The organism is Streptomyces sp. FIT100 (assembly GCF_024584805.1).
GTDB lineage: Bacteria > Actinomycetota > Actinomycetes > Streptomycetales > Streptomycetaceae > Streptomyces.
This window is the reverse complement of the sequence record NZ_CP075715.1, coordinates 121,425-145,412: the sequence shown is the minus strand read 5'-3', so window position 1 is coordinate 145,412 and position 23,988 is coordinate 121,425. Positions and strand designations below refer to the sequence as shown.

General features: G+C 73.7%; 21 protein-coding genes. 17 read left to right on the top strand and 4 right to left on the bottom strand.

Annotated features, from left to right (window positions below; translation table 11 throughout):
• Positions 1–52: 52 nt before the first annotated feature.
• The 3 genes from KK483_RS00610 to KK483_RS00600 all read right to left on the bottom strand — a co-directional run bounded on the left by KK483_RS00610 (position 53) and on the right by KK483_RS00600 (position 3,962).
• Positions 53–1,549, bottom strand: a complete 1,497-nt coding sequence (locus tag KK483_RS00610; RefSeq protein ID WP_262002805.1) for a pyridoxal-dependent decarboxylase — start codon at positions 1,547–1,549, stop codon at positions 53–55.
• Positions 1,550–1,653: 104 nt separating this feature from the next.
• Positions 1,654–2,316 (bottom strand): hypothetical protein, encoded by a 663-nt coding sequence (locus KK483_RS00605; RefSeq protein WP_262002804.1) that lies wholly within the window; start codon positions 2,314–2,316, stop codon positions 1,654–1,656.
• Positions 2,313–3,962 carry a serine/threonine-protein kinase gene (locus KK483_RS00600; RefSeq protein WP_262002803.1) on the bottom strand — a complete coding sequence of 550 codons (1,650 nt, stop codon included), beginning with the start codon at positions 3,960–3,962 and terminating at the stop codon, positions 2,313–2,315. The genes KK483_RS00605 and KK483_RS00600 overlap by 4 nt, the downstream gene beginning before the upstream one ends.
• A gap of 250 nt (positions 3,963–4,212) precedes the next feature.
• Here KK483_RS00600 and KK483_RS00595 point away from each other — a divergent pair, with 250 nt between their 5' ends.
• The 17 genes from KK483_RS00595 to KK483_RS00520 all read left to right on the top strand — a co-directional run bounded on the left by KK483_RS00595 (position 4,213) and on the right by KK483_RS00520 (position 21,043).
• Positions 4,213–4,503: a hypothetical protein gene (locus KK483_RS00595; RefSeq protein ID WP_242332118.1), complete on the top strand. Its 291-nt coding sequence runs from the start codon at positions 4,213–4,215 to the stop codon at positions 4,501–4,503.
• A 213-nt stretch (positions 4,504–4,716) separates the two neighbouring features.
• The gene (locus tag KK483_RS00590; RefSeq protein WP_262002800.1) at positions 4,717–6,660 is read left to right on the top strand and encodes a hydrogenase maturation protein; all 1,944 of its coding nucleotides are present in this window, start codon (positions 4,717–4,719) and stop codon (positions 6,658–6,660) included.
• A 60-nt stretch (positions 6,661–6,720) separates the two neighbouring features.
• On the top strand, positions 6,721–7,794 hold the full coding sequence (locus KK483_RS00585) for a hydrogenase expression protein HypE (RefSeq protein WP_262002799.1): 1,074 nt from the start codon (positions 6,721–6,723) through the stop codon (positions 7,792–7,794).
• Between the two features lie 98 nt (positions 7,795–7,892).
• On the top strand, positions 7,893–9,677 hold the full coding sequence (locus KK483_RS00580) for a nickel-dependent hydrogenase large subunit (protein ID WP_262002798.1): 1,785 nt from the start codon (positions 7,893–7,895) through the stop codon (positions 9,675–9,677).
• On the top strand, positions 9,674–10,330 hold the full coding sequence (locus KK483_RS00575; RefSeq protein WP_262002797.1) for a hypothetical protein: 657 nt from the start codon (positions 9,674–9,676) through the stop codon (positions 10,328–10,330). Before KK483_RS00580 ends, KK483_RS00575 begins: the two co-directional genes overlap by 4 nt.
• Positions 10,327–11,079 carry a DUF5947 family protein gene (locus KK483_RS00570; RefSeq protein ID WP_262002796.1) on the top strand — a complete coding sequence of 251 codons (753 nt, stop codon included), beginning with the start codon at positions 10,327–10,329 and terminating at the stop codon, positions 11,077–11,079. Before KK483_RS00575 ends, KK483_RS00570 begins: the two co-directional genes overlap by 4 nt.
• On the top strand, positions 11,076–11,717 hold the full coding sequence (locus KK483_RS00565) for a DUF6084 family protein (protein WP_262002795.1): 642 nt from the start codon (positions 11,076–11,078) through the stop codon (positions 11,715–11,717). The genes KK483_RS00570 and KK483_RS00565 overlap by 4 nt, the downstream gene beginning before the upstream one ends.
• Positions 11,714–13,126, top strand: coding sequence for a hypothetical protein (locus tag KK483_RS00560; RefSeq protein WP_262002794.1), 1,413 nt, complete (start codon positions 11,714–11,716; stop codon positions 13,124–13,126). The genes KK483_RS00565 and KK483_RS00560 overlap by 4 nt, the downstream gene beginning before the upstream one ends.
• Positions 13,123–13,638, top strand: a complete 516-nt coding sequence (locus KK483_RS00555; protein WP_262002793.1) for a hydrogenase maturation protease — start codon at positions 13,123–13,125, stop codon at positions 13,636–13,638. The genes KK483_RS00560 and KK483_RS00555 overlap by 4 nt, the downstream gene beginning before the upstream one ends.
• A gap of 53 nt (positions 13,639–13,691) precedes the next feature.
• A complete protein-coding gene (locus tag KK483_RS35410) occupies positions 13,692–13,805 on the top strand; it encodes a DUF6893 family small protein (protein WP_399012932.1) in 114 nt (37 codons plus the stop codon).
• 152 nt (positions 13,806–13,957) lie between these two features.
• Positions 13,958–14,350, top strand: coding sequence for a hydrogenase maturation nickel metallochaperone HypA (locus tag KK483_RS00550; RefSeq protein WP_262002791.1), 393 nt, complete (start codon positions 13,958–13,960; stop codon positions 14,348–14,350).
• Positions 14,351–14,352: 2 nt separating this feature from the next.
• The gene (gene hypB, locus KK483_RS00545; protein WP_262002790.1) at positions 14,353–15,048 is read left to right on the top strand and encodes a hydrogenase nickel incorporation protein HypB; all 696 of its coding nucleotides are present in this window, start codon (positions 14,353–14,355) and stop codon (positions 15,046–15,048) included.
• Positions 15,049–15,155: 107 nt separating this feature from the next.
• Positions 15,156–17,609, top strand: a complete 2,454-nt coding sequence (gene hypF / locus KK483_RS00540) for a carbamoyltransferase HypF (protein WP_399015913.1) — start codon at positions 15,156–15,158, stop codon at positions 17,607–17,609.
• Entirely contained in the window at positions 17,572–17,865 is a 294-nt protein-coding gene (locus KK483_RS00535) for a HypC/HybG/HupF family hydrogenase formation chaperone (RefSeq protein WP_262002788.1), read from the top strand. The genes hypF and KK483_RS00535 overlap by 38 nt, the downstream gene beginning before the upstream one ends.
• A complete protein-coding gene (gene hypD / locus KK483_RS00530; RefSeq protein ID WP_262002787.1) occupies positions 17,862–18,986 on the top strand; it encodes a hydrogenase formation protein HypD in 1,125 nt (374 codons plus the stop codon). Before KK483_RS00535 ends, hypD begins: the two co-directional genes overlap by 4 nt.
• Positions 18,979–20,049, top strand: a complete 1,071-nt coding sequence (hypE, locus tag KK483_RS00525; protein ID WP_313877763.1) for a hydrogenase expression/formation protein HypE — start codon at positions 18,979–18,981, stop codon at positions 20,047–20,049. The genes hypD and hypE overlap by 8 nt, the downstream gene beginning before the upstream one ends.
• 730 nt (positions 20,050–20,779) lie before the next feature.
• The gene (locus KK483_RS00520; protein WP_262002786.1) at positions 20,780–21,043 is read left to right on the top strand and encodes a DUF6296 family protein; all 264 of its coding nucleotides are present in this window, start codon (positions 20,780–20,782) and stop codon (positions 21,041–21,043) included.
• A 24-nt stretch (positions 21,044–21,067) separates the two neighbouring features.
• Here the strand turns inward: KK483_RS00520 and KK483_RS00515 are convergent, their stop codons facing one another.
• Complete coding sequence (locus tag KK483_RS00515; RefSeq protein ID WP_399012926.1) at positions 21,068–23,851, bottom strand: SpoIIE family protein phosphatase/ATP-binding protein; 2,784 nt, start codon at positions 23,849–23,851, stop codon at positions 21,068–21,070.
• Positions 23,852–23,988 lie beyond the last annotated feature (137 nt).

Sequence of the window (23,988 nt, the reverse complement as noted above, 5' to 3'; positions counted from 1 at the left end):
GTTCCGCCCGACATGTGCCGCCCGGCGTGCGGTGTCCCCCTGGGCGACCGGGCTATGCGTCGGACGCGGCCCGGGCGCTCCCGGTCGCCACCCGCGCCGCTCCGAGCGCCGACACCACGGCCTCGACGTCCTCGGCGCGAGTCCGGTGGCTGGTGAGACAGATCCGGATGGCGGGGCGCCCGGCGAGGCGTACCGGACTGAGCCACGCCTCGCCGCGTCGTACGACGCGGTCCGCGACCGCCGAGTGCCATGCCCAACTGCGCTCCGGGCCCGCCGCGTCGGTGTCCGGATCGACCACGCACACCACCGGCAGCGGGGTGTCGTTGATCCGGAGCCAGCCCTCCTCGGCCAGCCGGCCGGCGAGCAGCTCACCGAGCGCGGTGTCCCGCTCCAGCTGTTCCGCGTAGCCCTGACGTCCGACGGCCGCCAGCGCGAGGAACACCTTCAGACCGGCGAAGCGGCGCGACCACTGCACACTCGCCACATAGGGGTCCGCTGTCGTCTCGCTGTCCGGCGGCATGTACGAGGTGCTCACCCGGAAGCTCTCCGCGAGGGCCTCGGGATGCGCGGTGAGGAACATCCCGGCACCCATCGGCGCCGAGAGCCACTTGTGCGCGTCCACCGTGACGCTGTCGGCCCGTTCGACCCCGGCGAGCAGCGGCCGCAGCCGGTCGGACAGGGCCACGGCACCCGCCCATGCCGCGTCGACATGGAAGTGCATTCCGAACTCGTCCGCGACATCGGCGAGTTCGGGGAGCGGATCGAGCACGCCGCCGCCCGTCGTGCCCGCCGTACCGATCAGCAGGAACGGCTCGCGGCCCGCGGCGAGGTCGGCGTCGAGCAGCCCGCGCAGCCGGACCACGTCGAACCGGTAGGCCGCATCGGCCGGTACGAGCCGCACCGCGTCCCGCCCGAGTCCGGTGAGATGGGCGATCTTCAACCAGGCGTGATGGCTCTCCTCCGACGCGTACAGCACCGGCTGCCGCGGCAGCCCGGCGAGCCCCGCGTCGGCGTAGCCGGGGTGACGGCGTGTCAGGGCGACGACGACAGCCGTCAGATTGGCCTCCGAGCCGCCGATCGTGAAACTGCCCGCCGACCGTTCCGGAAGCCCCAGCCGGGCCGCGAGGTAGCGCAGCACGTGCCGTTCCATCTCCACGGCCGCCGGAGCGTGACTCTGGGCGGCGAGCTGCGGGTTGACCCCGGCGGCGATCAACTCGCCCGCCACCCCCCACCAGGTGGGCGTGGGGTTGAAGAGGCCCATGTAACGCGGATGCGTCGTGTGCACCCCCCACCGGCGCAGCGCCGCCACCACATCGGGCAGCACCTCACCGGCCGGGCGCGGCCCGTGGAAGTCGTAGCCGTCCAGCCACTTGCGGATCCGCGCGGTCCCCGGCTCGTCGGGAGCCACCGGTCCGCCGGACACCTCCTCGGCGTGCCGCACCACGAGCCCGGCGGCCTCGGCGAGCAGCCGGGCGCCCTCCTCCGTGCCCACGTCGAGCGGTCCCGGTCCCCGCAGTGCGTCGCGTATGCGTGCTGTGCTCTCGCTCATGGTGGCCAGCTTCGGCGAGCCGTGATCCTCCGGCCAGTCCTGGAAGGGCCACGATCCGCTGTGTTCGGGCCACGGAGCGCGGAGGCGGGCCCGGGCCCGGGACATCAGCGGGGGCAGGTGTACGTGAACCCGGCCGCCGCGCGGTGGCGGGTCGGTGCGGTGATCCGGAGCTCGGCCCTCGCCTCGTACGCGCCCTCGCCGCGGAACGTCCACAGCAGCCTCAGCCGCGCCTGCCGCTGCCCGCGCGCCAGCCGCTCGGTGAACTCCTCCGACGCGGTGCCGTCGTTGCGCACCCAGTGGTACGTCAGCGTGCCCGGCCGCCCGTCCGTGGCCACGAGCGCGGTGATCTCCGCGGTGCCGTCGCAGCCCGGCCCCGCGGGGTCGGTGCGTACGGACACGCTCCGGACGCCGACGCCCGGCCCGTACCGGTCCCAGGCGAGAATGCCGAGCACGGCCAGCAGGACGACGGCGGCGAGGGTGTAGCGGCGGGGGCCCCCGAGGCGCGAGGCGGCCCGGCGCGCGGGGGCCCGCGGCGGCGCGGGAGTAGGGCCGGGGAGCGTGCGGTGCGGGACGGCGGCCGCGGCGCCGTGCCCGTGTCCCTGGCGGGTGCGGACGGCGGCCGTGACGCCCGGGCCGAAGCGGAGGACCGCGCCCTCCACGCGGTCGGGGGCGGCAGGGTGGCCCTCGGGCGGGGCCGGCCGTTCGACCCAGTGGCTGGCCAGCGCTGTTGCGCTGTAGGCGTCGTCGTCCTCGATCCGTCCGCTCATGAGACTGTGCACCGCCTGGTGAGGATCTCCTGCCGGGAACTGCCGTTGGCGGCGGCCGGTGAGGTGTCGGCCCGCACGCTCCAGTAGCAGCCACGGCCCTGGAACGTGTGGTCGACCGCGAGCGTGTACCGCGTGGCGCCGCGGCGCTCGAAGGCGTCGGTGCCGTCCGCCGTCCTGGGGCCGCCCTTGGCGTCACCCGTGGCCCAGTCGAGGACGATCGTCACCGGGCCGGTCCCGTCGGTGACGACGTCGACGGTCGCGGCGGCGGTCGACGTGCCCGTCTGCCGCAGCGAGCCGACGGAGACGGACACGACGGAGACCGGGGCGGGCGGCTCCGGTGTCACGGACGGTTCGGAGACGCTCGACGGGGAAGCGGAGAGGGTCGCGGACGGCGGAGGCGACGGCGTGCCCGGCGCGGAGGGACCGGTTGTCGCGGGCGTCGGCGTCGGCGTGGGCGTCGTTGTGGCTGTCGGCTCCGGCGGACTCGTGGACGCCGAGGGGGAGGGGGATGCCGAGGCTGTGGGCGAGGCGCTCTCCGCGCCCGGTGGTGCCGCCGCGTCCGCACCCGGTACGGCGCTGGTCGTCGCCACCGCCTCGGCCGCCGCCCGGCCCGTAGCCTCGTCGCCCGAGCGCGCCGCCAGCACCAGGACGAGCCCCAGGACGAGTGCGAGGGCCCCCGCGAACAGCCCCTGCCCGTCCGGCCGCAGACCGCCGAGCCGGTGGCCGCGCCCCAGTGAGGTGCTCGCCCGTGCCGCGATCCCCGCCGGTGGCGCACCACCCGCCGAGGGGAACAGCAGCGGCAGCAGCGCCGCCAGTGCGGCCAGCCTGCGCTGCCCGCGCTCCTCCCAGTCCGGGCCGTACGCCGCCAGGGCGACCCGCTCCAGCTCCGCCACGAACGCCTCGGCGTTCGCGGGCCGTTCCCCGGGGGACTTGGCGAGGCCGCCCAGGACCAGCGGACGCACCCCCTCCGGAACGTCCTCCACCGATACGGGCACGGTGGTGTGCTGGAGCGCCAGTTCGGCGATGTTCTGTCCGGAGAACGGCTTCCGGCCCGTCAGGCATTCGAAGAACGTCGCCGTCGCGGCGTACACGTCGGCCGCGGGCGACGCCGGCTCCCCGCTCCACTGCTCCGGCGCCATGTACGCGGGTGTGCCCGCGACGCCGGGCATCGTGCCGCTGCGCGCCGCGATGCCGAAATCGGCCAGCTTGGACGAACCGTCAGCCGCCACCAGCACGTTCTCCGGCTTGTAGTCCCGGTGCACCACTCCGGCCCGGTGCGCTGCCGCCAGCCCCAGCAGCGAACCCTTCAGGACCACGAGCGCGCTCTCGGGCCCCGTCCGCCCCTCCCTCACGAGCAGCGCGCGCAGGGCGACGCCGTCGACCAGCTCCATCACGATCGCGGCGCCATCCGGCGCCTCGACGTACTCGTACAGCCGCACCACGTGGGGCGTGTCCAGCCCGCCGAGCAGCCGCGCCTCGGACCTGAACTCCCGCACGAAGGCCCCGTCCCCGCGCAGCCGCTCGGCCAGATACTTGACGGCCACCGCAGTGCCCGTCGCGTCATGGACGGCGAGGACGACACGTCCGCTGCCGCCCGAACCGAGTTCCCTGGTCTCCGTGTATCCCGGAACCGACCACGCGTTCATCCCGCCCCCCCGTCGGCAGCCGGGCCCGGCCGTCCGGCGCGGGCCCGGGATGCTGTCCCCAGGACAGACACATCTCCGCCGCATCCGGTTCCCGGCCCGGCACCCTCAGGTCCACGTCGTGGGCATGCTCCTCCACCCTCCCCGGACGGCCCTCGCGACCTGCGCGCGGGCGCGGGGCGGACTTAGTCTGAAGTGCCGACCGGAGGGCCGGCTGCAAGCGGAGCGGCTGCACTGCGGAGGTGTGTGTGCCATGTCGCGTAACCACCACTTCCACATCGACCACGGGCCGCACTCGATCACCGTGAACGTCGGCCCCGGCAGGACCGGCGGCATCGAACTCCTGGTCGACGGCAAAGTGGTCGCGTACCGGCGTGAGCACGGCAAGGGCACGACCGTGCTCAGCGGTGAACTGCCGGACGACCCCGTGCGCAGCTTCCTGGTGCGGGTGCACCAGCCCCACCTGGTACGGATGAAACCCGGCTGCACGCTGGAACTGGACGGCGTGGAACAGCCCATGCCCGAGCGGTACACCGCCTTCTGAGGGCCGGCTCAGCCCTTCCCGAGGGCCTGCTGAGCGCCATCCGCGGCACAGCGCCGCAGGCCGGCGGGGCTGCCGCCGATCGGTCGCCGCCGCGGTCGCTTTCGGGTGACACCACGGCCGTGTGCGGGGCCGGCGGGGCCCGCCGCGGCCAACGATCACAGGCGGCCGGACCCGTCACCGGCCGTGAGCCGCCGGATCCGGTGGAAGGCCGCCATGCACCTCCTGCTCGTCGCCAGCGCCTACAACAGCCTCACCCAGCGCGTCCACGCCGAACTGCGGGACCGCGGACACCGCGTCGCCGTGGAGCAGACCCCGGACGGTGACGCCGTCCGCGACGCCGTCCGCCGCCACCGGCCGGACCTGGTGCTCGCGCCCATGCTGAAGACCGCGATCCCACGGGATGTGTGGTCCGCGCACACCTGTCTCATCGTCCACCCCGGGCCGCCCGGCGACCGCGGACCGTCCTCGCTCGACTGGGCGGTCCACGAGAACGCCGCCACCTGGGGCGTCACGGTCCTCCAGGCCGACGAGGAGATGGACGCCGGGGACGTGTGGGCCGCGGTGACCTTTCCCGTACCTGACGTCGTGCCACCCGTCGGCAAGAGCGACCTCTATCGCAACGAGGTCTCCGACGCCGCGACGACCGCGGTCCTGCTGGCCGTCGAGCGCTTCGCGTCCGGTACGTACGCCCCGCAGCCGCAGCCGCAGCCGCAGCCGCAGCCGCAGCCGCAGCCGCAGCCGCAGCCGCAGCCGCAGCCGCAGACCGGCACGCCCGGCGCGTCCGGCACGCCCGGCGCGTCCGGCGGGTCCGGCGCGATCCGCATCCGGCCGTACTTCCGCCAGGAGTTCCGGCGCATCTCCTGGGAGGACGACTCCACCGAGCGGGTCGTGCGCATCCTGCGCGCCGCCGACTCGCAGCCGGGCGTGCTCGACGAGCTGCTCGGCGGCGAGTGGTACCTGCACGGCGGCCACCCGGAGTACGGGCTGCGTGGGCGCCCCGGAGACCTGCTGGCCACCAGGGCGGGCGCGGTCTGCCGCGCGACGGCCGACGGCGCGGTGTGGATCCCCGAACTGCGGCCGCGGCGGCGCCCGGGCGCGCCCGCCGCCTTCGCCCTCCCCGCCACCCTCGCCCTGGCCGGCCGGCTGCCCGCCCTGCCCGAGCTCCCCGCGCCGCTCCCCGCGCAGCTCCTCGCGGAAGAGGAGCACGGGACCGCGCAGCACCCCACCGCGCAGTACGTCACCTGGAGCGACATCCGCTACCGGGAGAAAGGGGACGCCGGATTCCTGTCGTTCTCGTTCCCCGGCGGTGCCATGAGCACGGACCACTGCCGGCGGCTGCTGGACGCCTACCGGGCGGCCTGCACCCGGCCCACCTCGGTCCTGGTCGTCGGCGGGGACAGGGATCTCTTCTCCAACGGCATCCACCTCAAGGTGATCGAGGCGGCGGCCGACCCCGGAGCGGAGTCCTCGGCCAACCTCGACGCCATGAACGACCTGGTGGAGGCCGTCCTCACCACCACCGACCGGCTCACCGTCGCCGCGCTCGGTGGCAACGCGGCGGCCGGCGGGGTGATGCTCGCCCTCGCCGCCGACGAGGTCTGGTGCCGGTCGGGCGTCGTGCTCAACCCGCACTACCGGCGCATGGGCCTGTACGGCTCGGAGTACTGGACGTACTCCCTGCCCCGCCGCGTGGGCCTGCCGACGGCCGAACGCCTCACCCGCGAGGCGCTGCCGATGACCGCGACCGCCGCGCTGCGGACCGGACTGGCGGACCGGGTCATCGACTGCGCCCCCGGTCGGTTCACCGCGGAGGTCACCGCACTGGCGGCACGGCTCGCGACCGCGGCGGCGACCCGCTCGCGCATCGCCGCGAAGAAGGCGGAGAGCGACCGCCGCGAGGCGGTCGAACCGCTCGCCGCCCACCGGGAGCGGGAACTCGCCCGGATGCGGCGCACCTTCTCGGACCCGACCGCCCCCTACCACGCCCTGCGCCGCGCCTTCGTCCGCAAGGAACCGCCGCCGGGCGCACCGCCCGGTCCTCTGCCGGGTCCTCCGCCCGGCGCGCCGCCCGGTACGTCGTCCGCCGCGCCTTCGCATACCGCGTCCGATGCTCCGTCCGCGGCTCGCGCGGTGGCAGCGGGGCCGACCGCCTGTTAGCAAGAGAGAAGGCCCGGAAAAGGGTCTTTGTCGTGTTACCTCCCCCTTGGAGGCGTCCCCATGGATGCAGCATCGCCGGCCGCGGCCGACGCCGCGGCCGGTACGGACCAGCGGCCGATCCATATCCTCTGGATCAACGCGGGGCTCAGCTGCGACGGCGACTCGGTCGCGCTGACCGCCGCCATGCAGCCCAGCATCGAGGAGATCGCGCTCGCCGGGCTCCCCGGCCTGCCGAAGATCCAGGTCCACTGGCCGCTGATCGACTTCGAGTGCGGCCCGGTCGGCGGTGCCGACACCTTCATCGAGTGGTTCTTCAAGGGGGAGCGCGGCGAGATCGACCCGTTCGTGCTCGTCGTCGAGGGCTCCGTCCCCAACGAGTCGATCAAGCGCGAGGGTTACTGGTGCGGCTTCGGCGACGACCCGGAGACCGGCCAGCCCATCACCACCAGCGAGTGGATCGACCGGCTCGCGCCCAAGGCCCTCGCCGTCGTCGCGATCGGCACCTGCGCCACGTACGGCGGCATCCACGCGATGGCGGGCAACCCGACCGGCGCCATGGGCGTGCCCGACTATCTGGGCTGGGACTGGAAGTCGAAGGCCGGGATCCCGATCGTCTGCGTGCCCGGCTGCCCGATCCAGCCCGACAACTTCGCCGAGACCCTGACCTATCTGCTGTACCAGGCGGCCGGGTCGGCCCCGATGATCCCGCTCGACGACAAGCTGCGCCCGACCTGGCTGTTCGGCGCGACCGTGCACGAGGGCTGCGACCGGGCCGGCTACTACGAGCAGGGCCAGTTCGCCGAGACCTACGACTCGCCCAAGTGCCTGGTGAAGATCGGCTGCTGGGGACCGGTCGTCAAGTGCAACGTGCCCAAGCGCGGCTGGATGAACGGCATCGGCGGCTGCCCGAACGTCGGCGGCATCTGCATCGCCTGCACCATGCCGGGGTTCCCCGACAAGTTCATGCCGTTCATGGACGAACCGCCCGGCGCCCGGATCTCCACCACGTCCAGCGGCGCGTACGGGGCCGTCGTCCGCAGGCTCCGCTCGATCACGGCCAGGACCGTGGACAAGGAGCCGAAGTGGCGGCACACCGGCAAGAAGATCACCACCGGCTACCGCCCCCCGTGGTGACGCACCCCCATCGACCACGACACCACCCGCACCGACACCGGGGCCTCGCCCCGCCCGCAGCTTGACGACGTGAAGAGAAGAAGGGCACCGCACACACGATGGCACCGAAGACGAAGACGGCCGGCGACGGTACCGGCCTGGTCGAGATGTCCTGGGATCCGATCACCCGGATCGTGGGCAGCCTCGGCATCCACACGAAGATCGACTTCAAGCAGAAGCGGGTCGCGGAGTGCTACAGCACCTCGTCGGTCTTCCGCGGCTACAGCGTCTTCATGCGCGGCAAGGACCCGCGCGACGCCCACTTCATCACCAGCCGCATCTGCGGCATCTGCGGGGACAACCACGCCACCTGCTCGGTCTACACGCAGAACATGGCGTACGGCGTGAAACCGCCGCACCTCGGCGAGTGGATCATCAACCTCGGCGAGTCCGCCGAGTACATGTTCGACCACAACATCTTCCAGGAGAACCTGGTCGGGGTCGACTACTGCGAGAAGATGGTCCGCGAGACCAACCCGGGCGTCTGGGAGCAGGCTCAGCGCACCGAGGCGCCGCACGCCGCCGAGCACGGCTACCGCACGATCGCCGACATCATGAGCTCCCTCAACCCGCTCGAAGGCGAGTTCTACCGCGAGGCCCTCCAGGTCAGCCGCTACACCCGGGAGATGTTCTGCCTGATGGAGGGCCGCCATGTGCACCCCTCCACGCTCTACCCGGGCGGCGTCGGCACGGTCGCGTCCGTCCAGCTGTTCACGGACTACCTGACCCGCCTCATGCGCTACGTCGAGTTCATGAAGCGCGTCGTCCCGCTCCACGACGACCTCTTCGACTTCTTCTACGAGGCCCTGCCGGGGTACGAGGAGGTCGGCCGCCGACGGGTGATGCTCGGCTGCTGGGGAGCGCTGAACGACCCCGACCACTGCGACTTCACCTACGCCAACATGACCGACTGGGGCCGGCGGATGTTCGTCACCCCCGGCATCGTCGTCGACGGCAAACTGGTCACCAACGACCTCACCAAGATCAATCTCGGTATCCGCATCCTGCTCGGCAGCTCGTACTACGAGGACTGGGAGGGCCAGGAGCAGTTCGTCACCCACGACCCGCTCGGCAACCCCGTCGACCCGCGCCACCCGTGGAACCAGCACACCATCCCCGCCCCCCAGAAGCGGGACTTCGACGACAAGTACAGCTGGGTGATGTCCCCGCGCTGGTTCGACGGCAAGGAGCACCTGGCGCTCGACACCGGCGGCGGCCCCATCGCCCGGCTCTGGTCCACGGCCCTGTCCGGGCTCGTCGACATCGGCTACGTGAAGGCCACGGGCCACAGCGTCGTCATCAACCTCCCGCGCACGCTGACCAAGCCGGAGACCACCTTCGAGTGGAAGATCCCGCAGTGGAGCAACGCGCTGGAGCGCAACCGCGCCCGCACCTACTTCCAGGCGTACGCGGCGGCCGTCGCGCTGCACTGCGCCGAGAAGGGCCTGGAGGAGGTGCGCGCCGGACGCACCCAGACGTGGGAGAAGTTCGACGTGCCCGACGAGTCCATCGGCGTCGGCTTCACCGAGGCAGTGCGAGGAGTGCTCTCCCACCACATGGTCATCAGGGACGGCAAGATCGCCAACTACCACCCGTACCCGCCGACTCCGTGGAATGCCAGCGTCCGGGACAGCTACGGCACCCCCGGCCCCTACGAGGACGCCGTGCAGAACACACCGATCTTCGAGGAGAACCCGCCGGAGAACTTCAAGGGCATCGACATCATGCGCGCCGTGCGCAGCTTCGACCCCTGTCTGCCGTGCGGCGTCCACATGTACGTCGGCGGCGGCAGGACAGTGAAGTCGCTGCACGTGCCGACCGGACTGAGCGGACTCGCCGGATGAGCGGCCACGGCGGCACCGGGACCGGGACCGGCACCACCACCACCACTACCCGGACCGGTGCCGGTTCCGGTTCCGGTTCCGGTTCCGGGACCGTCACCGCGGAGCAGGCGGGCCGGCGGGTCGAGGAGATCCTCGACCGGCTGGCCGCGAGCGGCGACGAGCAGGCGTGCACGACGGCCGAGGAACTGGTGCGGGTCCTCATGGACTTCTACGGCGCGGGACTGGCCAGAACCGTCGAACTGCTCGGCCGGCAGCCCGGCGCCTCCGCGCCGCAGGAGCCGCTGTCGGGCCTGCTCGGTGACGAACTCGTCGCGGGACTGCTCGTCCTGCACGATCTGCACCCCGAGGACGTGCCCACCCGCATCGCCCGCGCCCTGCACGGCGTGCGGCACTCCGTCGAGTCGGCCGGCTTCGACGAGACCACCGGGGTGCTGCGGCTCAGGGTCACGGGCGCGACGGGCTGCGGCTGCCCCAGCACCCAGGAGGTCGCCCGTCAGGCCGCGGTCGAGGCGCTGGCCTGCTTCGCACCCGAAGTGACCGCCGTCGAGCTGGAGGCCGCCGCCTCGCGCGAACCCGCGCTGCTCCAGATCGGCACCGGCCCGCCCGCCGCCTCCGCCGCCGGCGGCCGGTTGCCCGCCACGGCGGCGCCGTGAGCGCCGCCCTGACCGGCCCGGGGCACCTGCGGCCCGCCCCGGGCCCGCGCGGACTGCGCCGCTTCACCACCCCTCGCCCGGCCGCCGAGGAACATTGCGAACTGTGCGGCGTACGCCTCCCCGACGAACGCCACCGGCACCTCGTCGACATCGAGAAGCGGGCCCTGGCCTGCGCATGCCCTCCCTGCGCGGCGCTCCTCGACCGCCCGGGCGCGTCCGGGGGCCGCTTCCGGGCCGTCCCGGGCCGTTACCTGTCCGACCCCGACCACCGCATCGACCACCACACCTGGGAACTCCTGCGGATCCCCGTCGGCGTCGCCTTCCTCTTCCGCAACACCGCACTCGGCCGGCCCGTCGCCCTCTACCCGAGCCCGGCAGGGGCCACCGAGAGCGAACTGGAGCCGTCCGACTGGGAGAACGTCCTCGCCGCGACGCGGCTCGCCGAAGAGCTCGAACCCGACGTGGAGGCCCTGTTGCTGCGCCGCGGCGACGGCCGACGTGCAGACGGCCGACGTGCAGACGGCCGACGTGCAGACGGCCGACGTGCAGACGGCCGGCGCACCGACACCGAAGGCGACCGCGGCACCGAGTGCCATCTGGTGCCCGTCGACATCTGCTACGCCCTGGTCGGGCGGATGCGGCAGACCTGGCAGGGCTTCGACGGCGGCGCCGAGGCCCGCGCCGCCCTGGACGCCTTCTTCGACGACGTACGCCTGCAGGCCGGGCCGCCGCAGGGGAGCCGGCCATGACCGAATTCACCTTCCGCTGCACCGGCGTGCGCGCCGACGCCTACGCCGCGGGACCGACACTCGTCTTCCGGCTGCGCATCACCGCTTCCGACGAGACGCCCGTCCACGCGCTCGCCCTGCGGTGCCAGATCCGTATCGAGCCCGCCCGGCGCGGCTACGACCCGGCGGAGGCCGACGGCCTCACCGACCTCTTCGGCGAGCGCTCCCGCTGGGGCAGCACCCTCCACCCCGTGCAGTTCGCCCAAGTCCCGCTCATGGTCCCCGGGTTCACCGGAGAGACCGAGACCGACCTGGTCGTGCCCTGCACCTACGACATGGACGTCGCCGCGACCCGCTACTTCCACGCCCTCTTCGCCGGCGAGGTGCCGCTGCTCCTGCTCTTCTCCGGCACCGCGTTCACCGGCGCCGCCGGGTTCCGTGTCGAACCGGTGCCCTGGGACCGCGAAGCGGCGTTCCGGATGCCGGTGAAGGTCTGGCAGGAGATGGTCGACCAGCACTTCCCCGGCTGCGGCTGGATCCGGCTGCCCGCCGCCACCCTGGACACCCTGCTCGCCTACCGGTCGCGGCGGGCGCTGCCGTCCTGGGAGGCGACCGTGGAGGAACTCCTCGACACGGCGGGCGAAAGGACTGCGCCATGACCACCACCGCCACGTTCACCGCGGCGACGGAGGCCCGGCTCGCCACGGCGCGCCACGTGGCCGACGCCGTCCTCTTCGAGGGCTACGTGCTCTACCCGTACCGGGCGTCGGCGGCCAAGAACCGGCTGCGCTGGCAGTTCGGCGTCCTCGTGCCGCCCGCCTGGAGCGCCGCCTGCGACGAGCACGAGTTCCAGCACACCGAATGCCTGATGGAACCGAAGCCCGGCGCCACCCTCGCGGTCGAGGTGCGCTTCCTGCACGCCCAGCGGCGCACCGTCCAGCAGACCGGTGCGGACGGCACGTTCGAGACCGTACGCGAACTGCACCTCGACGACCGCGTCCTCGTCCCCTGGGACGAGGGCGTGGAGGAACGCGTCGCCCTGGCCGTCCCCGTGGCCGCGGTGGCCGGCGACGGCACGGCCGTCCCGTTCACCCGGCCCGCCCACGAGGAGATTGAACCCGTCCTCGACGGGGCGGGGCGGACCGTCGGACGGCTCGTGCGCCGCCGCGAGGAGATCGGCGGCGTCGTACGGCTCTCCACCGCCGAACTCGACGGCCCCTACCGGGCGATGCGGCTCACCGCCGTCGTGGAGAACACCAGCACCTGGCTGCCCGAGCCCGCCGGCGACCGTGACGCGGCCCTGCCGCACTCCCTGGTCGCCACCCATCTGCTGCTGTGCCTGGACTCCGGCGGGTTCCTTTCGATGACCGACCCGCCGGAGTGGGCCAGAGGCACGGTCGCCGCCTGCCGCAACCTGCACACCTGGCCCGTCCTCGCGGGCGAACCCGGCACGGCGGACCTCGTCCTGTCCTCCCCGATCATCCTGGAGGACCACCCGGCCATCGCGCCCGAGAGCCCCGGCGCCCTGTACGACGCGACCGAGATCGACGAGATCCTCGCCCTGCGCACCGCGGCCCTCACCGACGAGGAGAAGCGCGAGGCACGGGGCACCGACGCCAGGGCCGCCGCCGTGATCGACCTGGCCGACTCGATGCCCCCCGAGGTCCTGGAGCGGCTGCACGGAGCGGTACGCGGTCTGCGCGAGGCCACCGCACCCGCACCCGCGGCCCCGGCCGGACCGGCCGCCGCCCTCAGGCCCGAGACCCCCTGGTGGGACCCCGGCGCCGACACGAGCGTCGACCCCGCCCGCGACCACGTCCTGGTCGACGGCCGGGAGGTGCGCGCGGGCAGCCGCGTCGTACTGCGCCCCGGCCGGCGCCACAGCGACGCCCAGGACCTCTTCCTGCACGGCAGCAGCGCCCACGTCGAGGCCGTCCTGCACGACGTGGACGGCGGTGTGCACATCGCGGTCACCGTCGAGGGCGACCCCGGCGCCGACATCCGCCGCGAGCAGGGCCGCTACCTGTACTTCCGGCCCGACGAGGTCGCACCCCTGGAGGACGCGTGAACGCCCCCGCGCAGGACGGCCCCGCCCCCCGCACCCTCGTCGCAGGCGTCGGCAACATCTTCCTCGGCGACGACGGCTTCGGCGTCGAGACCGTACGGCGGCTCACGGAGCGGCCGCTGCCGGGCCACGTCGAGGTCGCGGACATCGGCATCCGCGGCGTCCACCTCGCCTACCGACTGCTCGACGGATACGACACGCTCGTCCTCGTCGACGCGAGCGCGCGCGGCGGCGAGCCGGGAACGCTGTACCTGATCGAGCCCGACGCACCGGGCGGCGACGCCGCCGCGGGCGTCCCGCTCGACGGCCACCGGATGTCCCCCGACGCCGTGCTCGCCCTGCTGGGCACGCTCTGCGCGGGCACCGGCACCGCCCCGCCCCGCCGCACGTTCGTCGTGGGCTGCGAACCCGCCTGCGTCGACGAGGGCATCGGGCTCAGCCCGCAGGTGGCCGCCGCCGTGCCCGCCGCCGTACGCATGGTGGCGGACCTGGTCCAGTACGAAGCGGCGCGATGACACCGGGGCCCGAACCCGGTCCCGAACCCCCACTCCGAGTCGAGGAGCAGACCATGAAGAAGACCAGCGGCATCATCGGCGGAGCCGCCGCGGCCGTCGCCGTCGCGGCCGTCCTCAAGAACCTCCTGCCGGACATCATGCGGTACCTGCGCATCCGCACGATGTGACACACCTGGCGGCGACCGCTGCACCGAATGGTGCACAGCACCGTCCGGTGTCGGCGCGCCGGTCGGCAGGGCCCGCCCGCCGGGCCCTGTAATGGGCGCCGGGGGACCGTCCATGGGCCGGAGGGGCCGCCCGCCGCGCAGTACGGAGACCGATGCACGAGATGTCCATCGCGCTGGCCGTCGTCGACCAGGTCGGGGAAGCGGCGCGCTCCGGCGGAGCCACCGCGGTCAGGACCGTGCGGCTCCGGATCGGCGAACTCGCCGGAGTGGTCCCCGACGCCCTCGCCTTCGGCTTCCGACTGGCCTGCGCCGGCACGCTGCTCGAAGGCGCGGAACTGATCACCGAGTCCGTCCCGGGCACCGCCCGCTGCGCGGCCTGCGCGGACGACTGGGCGGTCGGCATGCCCCCGCAGCTGTCCTGCCCCCGGTGCGGCGGTCCCGCCGCCGAACTGCTCACGGGCCGCGAGCTGCGGATCGCCGCCGTCGAGTGGGACACAGGACCCGCGCACACCCCCGCCCGTGAACCCATCTCCGAGGGGAGCTGACCATGTGCCGAGTCGTCGACCTCCAGCAGGCGGTGCTCGCCAGGAACGATGCAGCCGCGGACACGCTCCGCGCCGAACTGGCCGCCCGCGGCACCACCGTGGTCAATCTGCTGTCCAGCCCCGGCAGCGGCAAGACCGCGCTGCTCGAAGCCGAGCTGCTGCGCGCACGGGAGCGGGGCGTTGCCGCGGCGGCGCTCACCGCCGACCTGGCGACCGAGAACGACGCCCGCCGCCTCGCCCGCTCCGGCCTCCCCGTCAAGCAGATCCTCACCGACGGGCTGTGCCATCTGGAGGCCGGGATGCTCGCCGGGCACCTGGACGGCTGGCTGCCCGCGGACACCCGGCTGCTGTTCGTGGAGAACGTGGGCAATCTGGTCTGCCCCGCCTCCTACGACCTCGGCGAGTCGCTGCGGGTCGTGCTGGCCTCGGTGACCGAAGGCGAGGACAAGCCGCTCAAGTACCCCACGGCCTTCGGACTCGCGCATCTGGTCGTCGTCACCAAGACCGACATCGCCGGGGCCGTCGGCTTCGACGAGACGGCCTTCCGCGCCCATGTCCAGCAGGTCAACCCCGGCGTGGACGTGGTGCTCACCTCCGTACGCACCGGGCAGGGGGCGGGTGCGCTGCTGGACCGGGCGCTGGCGGCGGCCGGCGGTACGCCGGTCCACGCGCCCGTCATGGCACGGGCCCGGTCGTGACTTCCCGGCAGCACGACGTGGCGCTCACCCCGGGCGCCGCACCGTCGGGCCCGGCCTCCGCCGCAGCGTCGGGCCCGGCCTCCGCCGCGCCTGGCGCCGTGCCCGCCGTGACACCGCCCGTCGAGCCGTCCGTGCAGCGCCGCCGGGTCACCGTCCGCGGAGTCGTCCAGGGCGTCGGCTTCCGGCCGTTCGTCCACGCCCTCGCCACCGGACTCGGACTGACCGGCTATGTGACCAACACCGGTGACGGCGTGATCGCCGAGGTCGAGGGCGCGCCGCTCGCCGTCGCCCGCTTCTGCGCGCGGATCGGCGACGACGCCCCGCCGCTGGCGGTCGTCGAGTCGGTCCACGACGAGGGGCTCCCCGCGCGCGGCGGCAGCGGATTCACCATCCTCGCCTCGCTCACCGGCGGGCCGGTGCGCACGCTCGTCGCACCCGACACGGCCACCTGCGCCGACTGCCTGGCGGAGCTCGCCGACCCCGCGGACCGGCGCCACCGCCACCCCTTCATCACCTGTACGCACTGCGGGCCGCGCTTCACCATCGTCACCGGCCTGCCCTACGACCGCGACCACACGACGATGGCCGACTTCCCGATGTGCGCCGACTGCGCCCGGGAGTACGCCGATCCGGCCGACCGCCGCTTCCACGCGCAGCCGGTCGCCTGTCCCGCCTGCGGGCCCCGGCCGCAGCTGATCGTGGCCCCGGCCGCCCCCGGGCTGCGGCCGCGGGTGACCCTCGCGCCCGACCCGAACGACCGGAGCCTCGGCGGGCCGGTCGCCGCGGACCCGATCGCCGAGGCGCGCGAACTGCTGGCCGGCGGCGCGATCCTCGCGGTCAAGGGGCTCGGCGGCTACCACCTCGCCTGCGACGCCACCGACCCCGCCGCGGTGGCGCTGCTGCGGCGGCGCAAGAACCGCGGCCACAAGCCGTTCGCGCTGATGGCCCGGGACATCGCCGACATCGAGCACCTCGTCCATATCGGCCCCGTGGAAAGGGAGTTGCTCACCGGTCCGGTCCGGCCCATCGTCCTGATGCGCCGCCGGATCGAGCCCCTGCCCGCGCCCGGCGCCGCCCCGCTCGCCGACACGGTCGCCCCCGGCAGCCCCGACCTCGGCGTCATGCTGCCGTACACCCCGCTCCACCACCTGCTGCTCGGCCTCGACAGCGAGAACGGCACCGCGCCCCGGCTGCTCGTCATGACGAGCGGCAACCACGCCGGGGAGCCGATCGTCACCGACGACACGGAGGCCCTGGACCGGCTGGCCCATCTCGCCGACGCCTGGCTGACCCACGACCGGCCCATCCATGTGCCGTGTGACGACTCGGTCGTCCGCGTGTGCGACGGGGAACCGCTGACGCTGCGCCGCTCGCGCGGCCACGCCCCGCTTCCCGTCGCCCTGCCGGTGCCCGTGGCCCCCGCGCTCGCCGTCGGCGGCGACCTCAAGAACACCTTCTGCCTCGGCGACGGCCGCAAGGCGTGGCTGTCGGCCCACATCGGCGACATGGACGACCTCGCCACACAGCACGCCTTCGCCTGCGCCGAGGAGCAGCTGGAGGCCGTCACCGGCGTACACCCCGGGCTGGTCGCCGCCGACCGCCACCCCGGCTACCGCTCCGGCCGCTGGGCCGAGCGCCATGCCGGGGGCCGGCCGCTCGTCCGCGTCCAGCACCATCACGCGCACATCGCCGCCGCGATGGCCGAACACGGCCTGGACGGCGGCCGTCCGGTGATCGGCGTCGCCTTCGACGGCACCGGCTACGGCGACGACGGGGCGGTCTGGGGCGGGGAGTTCCTGCTCGCCGACTACGCCGGCTACACCCGCCACGCGCACCTCGCGTACGTGCCGCTGCCGGGCGGTGACGCGGCCGTGGAGCGCCCGTACCGGATGGCCATCGCGCATCTGCGGGCGGCGGGCATCGCCCGAACCCCCGGACTGCCCTGCACGGAAGCCTGCCTGCCCGGCGAACTCGACCTGCTGGAACGCCAGTTGGAGCGGAACCTCAACTGCCTTCCCACCTCCAGCATGGGCCGGCTGTTCGATGCGATCTCCTCCCTCGCGGGCGTCTGCCACCGCGCCGGATACGAGGCACAGGCCGCGATCGAACTCGAAGGCGCCGCCCTCCACGCCGCCGGTGCGGACGACGACCGCTACACCTTCGCCCTGCGCCCGCACGGGCAGGACGGCGATGCACCGCTGAGCGCCGATCCCGCACCCCTCCTCGCCGCGGCCGCCGACGACGTACGCGCCGGCACCCCGGCCGCCCTGATCGCGGCGCGCTTCCACAGCGCCGTCGCCCGGCTCGTCCGTACGGTCTGCGGGACGGCCCGCGAGCGCCACGGCCTGGACGTGGTGCTCCTGACCGGCGGCGTGTTCGCCAACACCCTGCTCTCGTCGGCCTGTGCGCTGGGCCTGCGGGAGGACGGCTTCACCGTGCTGCGCCACCACCGGATCCCTCCGAACGACGGGGGGCTGGCGCTCGGCCAGCTCGTCGTGGCAGCACAACAGCGAGGAGAGACGCATGTGCCTGGCGGTACCCGGCAAAGTGCTGGCGGTTGAGGAGCGGGACGGCACCCGGATGGCCACCGTCGACTTCGGCGGGGTGGTGAAGGAGGTGTGCCTGGAGTACCTGCCGGACCTCCAGGTCGGCGAGTACGCCATCGTCCACGTCGGCTTCGCCCTCCAGCGGCTCGACGAGGAGTCCGCGCGGCGGACGCTGGAGCTGTTCGAGAACCTCGGCCTGCTCCAGGAGGAGTTCGCCGACCCCCTCGAAGCGCAGGAGTGGCAGGCCCAGGAGCTGGAGGCGCGGCCGTGAAGTACATCGACGAGTTCCAGGACCCCGCTCTCGCGGGGCGGCTCCTGGCCGAGATCCGCGCCACCGTGACCCGGCCCTGGGCGCTGATGGAGGTCTGCGGCGGCCAGACCCACACCATCATCCGGCACGGCATCGACCAACTCCTCCCGGACGAGATCGAGTTGATCCACGGACCCGGCTGCCCGGTCTGTGTGACCCCGCTGGAGGTCATCGACAAGGCGCTGGCGATCGCCTCCCGCCCCGAGGTGATCTTCTGCTCCTTCGGCGACATGCTCCGTGTGCCCGGCACCGGCCGGGACCTCTTCCAGGTGCGCGGCGAGGGCGGCGACGTGCGGGTCGTGTACTCGCCGCTCGACGCGCTGCGGATCGCTCGGCAGAACCCGGACCGAGAGGTCGTCTTCTTCGGCATCGGCTTCGAGACCACCGCGCCGCCCAACGCCATGACCGTGTACCAGGCCCGCAAGCTCGGCATCCGCAACTTCAGCCTGCTGGTCTCCCACGTCCGGGTGCCCCCGGCGATCGAGGCGATCATGCAGTCGCCGAGCTGCCGCATGCAGGCGTTCCTCGCCGCCGGCCATGTGTGCAGCGTGATGGGCACGGGGGAGTACCCGCAGCTCGCCGAGCGGTACCGGGTCCCCCTCGTGGTCACCGGCTTCGAGCCGCTCGACATCCTCGAAGGCGTACGCCGCACGGTGGCCCAACTGGAGCGCGGCGAGCACACCGTGGAGAACGCCTACCCGCGTGCCGTGACACCCGAGGGGAACCCCGCCGCACGGGCCATGCTCGACGACGTCTTCGAGACCACCGACCGGGCCTGGCGCGGCATCGGTGTGATCCCCGCCAGCGGCTGGCGGCTCTCCGCCCGGTACCGCGACTACGACGCGGAGCACCGCTTCTCGGTGACGGGCATCGACACCCGCGAACCGGCCGCCTGCCGCAGCGGCGAGGTCCTGCAAGGGCTGCTGAAGCCCCATCAGTGCGAGGCGTTCGGCACCGTCTGCACCCCGCGCACCCCGCTCGGAGCCACGATGGTCTCCAGCGAGGGCGCGTGCGCCGCCTACTACCTCTACCGGCGGCTCGACCTGACCACCGCGACCCGGGAGGGCACCCCCGTTGGCTGAGACCACCGACGTACGACCGGACCTCACGGCGTGGACCTGCCCGGCACCCCTGCGCGACCAGCCGCGGGTGGTGATGGGCCACGGCGGGGGCGGCGCCATGTCCGCCGAGCTGGTGGAGCAGATCTTCGCACCCGCCTTCGGCGGCCCCCTGCTGGCAGGGCTCGGCGACTCGGCCGCGCTCGAACTGGGCGGTGCGCACCTGGCGTTCTCGACCGACTCGTTCGTCGTGCGGCCCTTGTTCTTCCCCGGCGGCAGCATCGGCGACCTCGCCGTCAACGGCACCGTCAACGACCTCGCGATGAGTGGCGCCAGGCCCGCGTACCTCTCCTGCGCGTTCATCCTCGAAGAGGGCGTCGAGACCGCCGTCGTCCGCCGGGTCGCCGAAGCGCTCGGCGCGGCCGCCCGTGCCGCGGGCGTCGAGGTCGCCACCGGGGACACCAAGGTCGTGGAGGCAGGCCACGGCGACGGGATCTACGTCAACACCTCGGGCATCGGCCTGATCCCGCCCGGCGTCGACCTGCGCCCGCAGCGCGTCGTCCCCGGCGACGTCGTCATCGTCAGCGGGCCGGTCGGCGTCCACGGCGTGGCGATCATGAGCGTGCGCGAGGGGCTGGAGTTCGGCGTCGAGATCGAGAGCGACTGCGCCGCCCTCGGTGGCCTCGTGGAAGCGATGCTCGCCGTCACCCGCGACCTGCACGTGCTGCGCGATCCGACCCGCGGGGGGCTGGCCGCGTCCCTGAACGAGATCGCCGCGGCCTCCGGCACGGGTGTCGTCCTCCAGGAGCGCGCCGTCCCGGTCCCGCCGGCCGTCGCCAACGCCTGCGCCGTGCTGGGCCTCGACCCCATGTACGTGGCCAACGAGGGCAAGCTGGTGGCCTTCGTCCCGCGCGAGCACGCCGACGCGGTCCTCGCCGCCATGCGCGCGCACCCCCTCGGCCGCGAGGCGGCGGTGATCGGCGAGACGGTCGACGCCCATCCCGGCATGGTGGTGGCCCGCACCGGACTCGGCGGGACGCGCGTCGTCGACATGCCGCTGGGGGAGCAGCTGCCCCGCATCTGCTGAAACCGTGCGGACCGGCCGGCGACGGCACGGCCCTGCGGGCCGGGCTCCGCCCGGCGCCGCTCCGGTCCGACCCGCTCGACCTCGTCCGCGCTCAGCTCGATCGCGCACCCGTCCGCGGCCCGTCCGCCGTCCGCGTCGCCGTCCGGTGTGCGTGGGCACGCATGGCGGCGAACGGCGGCCGGGCCGCTCCGGGAGCGCGTCGGCACCGGGCACCCGGTACGGGATCCCGGCCTCGGCGATCTTCTGCTCGGCGTCCGCGAGGGGCTGGGCCTTCGTGGTCTCCGCGACGACGAAGGCGCGGCCATCTCCTCCGTGCTCAGCCCTGCGACCGTCTTGAGCGTGAGCGCCACGCGGGTGTACAGCTCCGGCACCGGATGGCAGCCACCCGTTCCCGCGGCCAGGTCGCGACCGACCGCCAGGACGAACGCGTCCTGGAGCGCGACGGCCGCGGTGCCGGGCGGGGGCCTCATGGGCGGGCTTTGCGCCGCCCACGCGGATCTGGTGCGGCGCGCGGGCGAGCGCGAGGGGGGCTTACTTCGACCGGCCCGTTGCCCCCGCAGGGTTGTCGCGGTGCCGGTCTGCCGGGCCGGACCCTGGTCGGCGACGAGCACTCCCGAGCCCACATACGCGGTCGCGCTGGGTCCCGCGATCGTCACACCACGCTCGCACTCACGGAGAACTCCCTGATAATGAGCATTCGGGTCATATTCCTACATAGGAGGACGGTGTGATGGGCCAGGGCGACACGGACGCGGCATACGAACTGATCTTCGGGCGCGCCGGCGACACCAACGGAGCCGCGGCGGACGACTCGGGCGAGGACGTCGTCGTCGTACGGCGCACCGAGCGGAAGGGCCCCGGCGGCCATCCGGTGTACGCCGACGACACCGGCATCGTGCAGGCGGAGATCAGCGACCGCGGCGAGGTGCGGATGCTCGCCAGCGGCGGCCACCAGCAGCCCGCCGCCGGGGTCGAGGCGCGGCCCGTGGCGTGACGCCCCGGGCCGACCCGCCACGGCTCACCAGGCCACCTCGTCGTCGAACGCCATCACCGGCTCGTCGGGGAGCTCACGGACCGGCGTCAGCTCCGCCCAGATGATCTTCCCGCCGCTGACATAGCGCGTCCCCCAGCGCTGGGCGAACTGGGCGACCAGGAACAGCCCGCGGCCGCCCTCGTCGGTCGTGGCGGCCCGGCGCAGATGCGGGGAGGTGTTGCTGCCGTCGGACACCTCGCAGACGAGCGTGCGCCCGTACAGCAGACGGGCCTGGACGGGCTCGGTCCCGTACCGGAGCGCGTTGGTCAGCAGCTCGCTCAGCACCAGCTCGGTGGTGAACGAGCAGCCGTCGAGGCCCCAGTCCGACACCTTGCGGGCGGCGTCGGCGCGTACCCGGGAGACCTGCGTCGGATCGAGCGGCACGTCCCAGACGGCCACCTGCTCCTGCGGCAGCAGCCGGGTGCGGGCCACCAGCAGCGCGATGTCGTCGGTGGACGTGGCGGGCAGCAGGGCGTCCGTCACGGCTACGCAGGTCTGCTCGGGCGTCAGTCCGGGTGGCGAGATCGCCGAGCGCAGCCGTTCGAGCCCCTCGTCGATGTCCCGGCGCCGGTCCTCCACCAGTCCGTCGGTGAACAGCACCAGCCGGCTGCCCTCCGCGAGGTCCAGCTCGGTCTCCTCGAACGGATGCCCGCCGACACCCAGCGGCGGGGACACCGGCAGCTCCGGAAACCTCACTCCGCTCTCCGGATCGATCACGGCCGGCGGGACGTGCCCGGCGTGCGCGAACGTACAGCGTCCGCTGACCGAGTCGTACACCGCGTACAGGCACGTGGCACCGGTCACCGGGGCGCGGCCGACGTCCTCGGCCCTCTGGTCCGCGTCGATGCGGATCACCAGGTCGTCGAGGTGGGCGAGCAGATCGGCCGGCGGCAGGTCGAGGGAGGAGAAGTTGAGCACGGCGGTGCGCAGCCGGCCCATCGTCGCCGCCGCATGCATGCCGTGTCCGACCACGTCGCCGACGACGAGCGCGACCCGGAGCCCCGGCAGCGGAATGACGTCGAACCAGTCGCCGCCGACCCCCGCCTGCGCCGGGAGATAGCGCCAGGCCACGTCCAGCGCGTCCTGCTGGGGCAGATCGCGGGGGAGCAGGCTGCGCTGGAGGGTCACGGCCATCGCGTGCTCCCGCGTGAACCGGCGCGCGTTGTCGATCGCCACCGCCGACCGGGCCGCCAGCTCCTCGGCGAACGACGCGTCGTCCTCGTCGAACGGCGGCTGGTCCGAGGTCCGCCAGAAATTGGCCATGCCGAGCACGACGCCCCGGGCCTGCAGCGGCACCGTGATCAGCGAACGGATGCCGTACACGAGCGCCCTGCGCGCCCCCTCCGGGTCCTGGCTCCGCCAGCCCTCCAGCTCGGTCAGGTCCCGGGCGAGCACCGCCTGGCCGCTGTCGAGCGCCATGGCCATCGGGGTCGCGGGGATGACGAACCGGATCATGTCACCGACCGGCTGGAGCGGCGGGTCGGGGCGCACGCCGCGCAGTGCGCTGCGCCGCATCTCGGTCGCCGAGCCGGTCGGCTCCTCCCCGTGCAGCACATGGTCGAGCAGTTCCACCGTCGTGAACTCGGCGAAGCGAGGGACGGCGACCTCCGCCAGCTCCTCCGCCGTACGCCGCACGTCCAGCGTCGTACCGATCCGCATCCCCGCCTCGTACAGCAGCGTCAGCCGCTCACGGGCGATCTCCGCACGGCCGGTCAGCGCCCGCAGCTCGGTGGTGTCACGCAGGCTGGCGACCACACCGGGGACGCCTCCGTACGGCGCCGTGGGCCGGGTGTTGACCGCCAGCAGCCGGTCGCCCGAGAGGAACACCCGGTCGGTGACCTCCTCGCCGGAGACCAGCAGCTGGGTCATGCCCGGGCCGAGGTTCAGCTGTGACACGGGCTTGCGGTCCGCGTCGGGCGGCAGGTCGAGGAGGCGGCGCGCCTCGTCGTTGGCGAGCACCAGGCGCCCGTCACCGCTGACGATCAGCACGCCCTCGCGGACCGCGTGCAGCACCGCGTCGTGGTGCTCGTACATCCGGGTCATCTCCGCCGGCGCCAGACCGTGGGTCTGCCGCTGGAGCCGCCGGCTGATCAGCGCCGCGCCACCGGTGGCGAGCGCCAGCGCACCGGCCGCGGACCACAGCAGGACCGGCAGCTGCTGGTCCAGCAGCTCTCCCACGTTCGTGACCTGTATCCCGGCGCTGACCAGCCCGACCACCTTCCCGCCGGCGTCGGTGACCGGCGCCACGGCGCGGACCGCGTCCCGGGGCCGGCCCGAGAACATCTCCGTGTACGCCTCGCCCGCGACCGCCCGCGAGATGTCGCCGTCGACGCGCTTGCCGACGAGATGGCGCTCCGGGTCCGTGTAGCGGATCCCGTCGAGGCTCAGTACGGAGATGAAGTCGACGCCCGCGCCCTTCTGCGCCTCGTCCGCGGCGGGCTGCAGGAGCGCGGCCGGATCCGGGGTCCTGAGCGCGGCCGCTGTGCCGGGGGCGTGCGCGAACGTTTCCGCGGTGGAGAGCGAACGGCTCTCCGCGTCCTCCACGCTGTCGGAGCGCGCCTGCAGGACCAGGGCCACCGAGGCGGCGATCACCAGGAGGATCACCACGATCGCCTGGAGCAGGAAGACCTGGGTGGCGAGCGTGTGCATCCCGAGGAAGGAACGGTGACCCCGCCGCTGGTTCGCCGGCCGCTCGCGCTGATCGCGTGACCGCCGACGGCCGGGCGGTCTGACCGCCGTCAGCCGGGACCGGCGGGAACGTCCGATCATGTCCCAGTTCTAACACTGCGCCGCCCCCTCGGGCGACCGCGCACGCCACCCGGATCGGGGGGCCGGCGGCGGCCCCCGGGCGGACCGGGCCGCCGTCGTCGAGGGCGGCGGTGGACACCCGTTCGGCGGCACTCGGG

Coding starts and splice junctions, on each gene's coding strand:
- KK483_RS00550 (WP_262002791.1), top strand. CDS start 13,958: ATGCACGAGATGTCCATCGCGCTGGCCGTCGTCGACCAGGTCGGGGAA.
- KK483_RS00565 (WP_262002795.1), top strand. CDS start 11,076: ATGACCGAATTCACCTTCCGCTGCACCGGCGTGCGCGCCGACGCCTAC.
- KK483_RS00580 (WP_262002798.1), top strand. CDS start 7,893: ATGGCACCGAAGACGAAGACGGCCGGCGACGGTACCGGCCTGGTCGAG.
- hypB (WP_262002790.1), top strand. CDS start 14,353: ATGTGCCGAGTCGTCGACCTCCAGCAGGCGGTGCTCGCCAGGAACGAT.
- KK483_RS00585 (WP_262002799.1), top strand. CDS start 6,721: ATGGATGCAGCATCGCCGGCCGCGGCCGACGCCGCGGCCGGTACGGAC.
- KK483_RS00600 (WP_262002803.1), bottom strand. CDS start 3,962: ATGAACGCGTGGTCGGTTCCGGGATACACGGAGACCAGGGAACTCGGT.
- KK483_RS00605 (WP_262002804.1), bottom strand. CDS start 2,316: ATGAGCGGACGGATCGAGGACGACGACGCCTACAGCGCAACAGCGCTG.
- KK483_RS00515 (WP_399012926.1), bottom strand. CDS start 23,851: ATGATCGGACGTTCCCGCCGGTCCCGGCTGACGGCGGTCAGACCGCCC.
- KK483_RS00520 (WP_262002786.1), top strand. CDS start 20,780: ATGGGCCAGGGCGACACGGACGCGGCATACGAACTGATCTTCGGGCGC.
- KK483_RS00560 (WP_262002794.1), top strand. CDS start 11,714: ATGACCACCACCGCCACGTTCACCGCGGCGACGGAGGCCCGGCTCGCC.
- KK483_RS00595 (WP_242332118.1), top strand. CDS start 4,213: ATGTCGCGTAACCACCACTTCCACATCGACCACGGGCCGCACTCGATC.
- KK483_RS00535 (WP_262002788.1), top strand. CDS start 17,572: ATGTGCCTGGCGGTACCCGGCAAAGTGCTGGCGGTTGAGGAGCGGGAC.
- KK483_RS00610 (WP_262002805.1), bottom strand. CDS start 1,549: ATGAGCGAGAGCACAGCACGCATACGCGACGCACTGCGGGGACCGGGA.
- KK483_RS35410 (WP_399012932.1), top strand. CDS start 13,692: ATGAAGAAGACCAGCGGCATCATCGGCGGAGCCGCCGCGGCCGTCGCC.
- KK483_RS00575 (WP_262002797.1), top strand. CDS start 9,674: ATGAGCGGCCACGGCGGCACCGGGACCGGGACCGGCACCACCACCACC.
- KK483_RS00590 (WP_262002800.1), top strand. CDS start 4,717: ATGCACCTCCTGCTCGTCGCCAGCGCCTACAACAGCCTCACCCAGCGC.